Raw genomic sequence first — 1,755 nt, 5'->3', positions numbered from 1 at the left:
GGCCTGTCCTTCGTTTTCTCACGGCAATCCGACGGCGGTCGGGCCCGGCCCGCCGGTGGCGGACCGGGCCCGGTCGGTCACTGCTCGGGGACCACGGGGATTCGCGGTTCGAGCGGGGTGAACCGCTCGGGTTCCAACTCGGCGAACCCGGCCGGCTCGGCGGGCACGCTTTGACGCTCGGGCTCCAACAGCCGCTCCGACACCGGCAGCGCCGGCTCGGTCGGCCGCACCGGCTCGTCCAGGCGGGCCGGTTCCAGCCGATGCGCCGGCTGAAGCGGCGTGCCCTCCTGCACACGTTCAAACGTGTGCACCGGTTGCGCCGGCGTGCCTTCATGCACCCGCTCGAACGAATGCGTCGGCTGGAGCGGAGTTCCTTCGTGCACGCGCTCGAAGGAATGCGTCGGCTGGAGCGGAGTTCCTTCGTGCACGCGCTCGAAGGAATGCGTCGGCTGGAGCGGAGTTCCTTCGTGCACGCGCTCGAAGGAATGCGTCGGCTGGAGCGGAGTTCCTTCGTGCACGCGCTCGAAGGAATGCGTCGGCTGGAGCGGAGTTCCTTCGTGCACGCGCTCGAAGGTCTGCGCCGGAGTGCCTTCCTGGGTCGGGTAGGTCACCCGGCCCTCGGTGGACGGCATCGAGTCCGGGATGCCGACGCCCTCGTGCACGGACTTGACGAACCGGGGCTCGGCCGGGATGGACTCGTGGGTCGGCAGCAGCGTGCCTTCCCGCAGAGTCCCCTGCTGCAACGGCTGCAACGGCTCGGCCGCCTCGCGGGCCAGCAGGTGATGGGCCGGCGTCGCGGGAATGGCCTCCTCCCGAGCCAGCAGCGGATGCGCCGGCTCCTCCGGCAGCAGGCGGCCCTCGGCCAGCACACCGCGCTCCATCGGCTCGGCCGGCACACCTTCCTGCGCCGGCAGCAACCGGTCCATCGGCCGGAGCGGCTCGGCGGGAATGCCGGGCTGCACCGCGTCGAACCGCGCCGGCTGCAACGGCTCCAGCGGGGTCCCGTCCTCCCGCGTCGCCGGGATGCCCGGCTCCAGCGGCTCCAGCGCGTCCATCCGCCGGGCGGGAATGCCCGGCTCGGCCGGCGTCAGGGCGTCGAACTGGGCCGGCTGCAACGGCTCCAGCGGCGTGCCCTCCTCACGGCCGAGCGGAACGCCCTCCTCGGTCGGCAGCAGCGCGTCCATCCGCCGCCGGCCCTCCATCGGCTCCAGCGGCGTGCCGTCCGCGTTGGTGGCCGGGATGCCGGGCTCGGTCGGGGTCAGGGCGTCCATCCGCCTGGCCTTCATGAACTGCCGCGGCTGCATCGCGTCCATCCGGCGGGCCCGGGTCAGCGGCGGGTTGTCGCCGTTGCTGCCGTAGCCGTCACCGCCGCCACCGCCGTAGTAGCCGCCGCCACCCGAGTCGTCGGAGTCGGAGCCCAGCCGCCGGGCGGTCTCCTTAGCCGAGTCGTCGATCTTGCTGTAGCCGTTGATCATCCCCTTGATGCCCTTGGCCACCCCGTGCGTGGCGTCGGCCATGCCGGACGCGCCCTGCAGCGTCTGGTCCCGGCTGGTGCCGTACTGCTTCCAGAAGTTCTCGCCGTTCTTGTCGTCGCCCCACGGCTTACCCAGGCTGTCCAAAGTGGACTCAAGATGCTGGGTGATCTGCGAGAGCCGGTCGCCGAGGCTCTTCAGGCCGTCCACCGCCGGCCCCATGCCGTCGGTGTTGACCGAGAAATTGCTGTCAGCCATCAGAAACCTCCTTCGGTCGGGCCGG

The 1,755-nt window shown here is 71.5% G+C and carries 1 protein-coding gene; it reads right to left on the bottom strand.

Annotation, left to right across the window (positions count from 1 at the left end):
- Positions 1–77: 77 nt before the first annotated feature.
- Positions 78–1,730, bottom strand: a complete 1,653-nt coding sequence (locus JJ691_RS02640) for a hypothetical protein (protein ID WP_211767199.1) — start codon at positions 1,728–1,730, stop codon at positions 78–80.
- Between the last annotated feature and the right edge of the window lie 25 nt (positions 1,731–1,755).

The organism is Kutzneria sp. CA-103260, assembly GCF_018263855.1.
Classification (GTDB): Bacteria; Actinomycetota; Actinomycetes; order Mycobacteriales; family Pseudonocardiaceae; genus Kutzneria.
The sequence above is the reverse complement of the archived record's forward strand: the minus strand, read 5'-3'. Positions and strand labels throughout refer to the sequence as shown.

Bases quoted from the DNA above. Each gene is read 5' to 3' on its own strand.
- JJ691_RS02640 (WP_211767199.1), bottom strand. From the start codon at position 1,730: ATGGCTGACAGCAATTTCTCGGTCAACACCGACGGCATGGGGCCGGCG.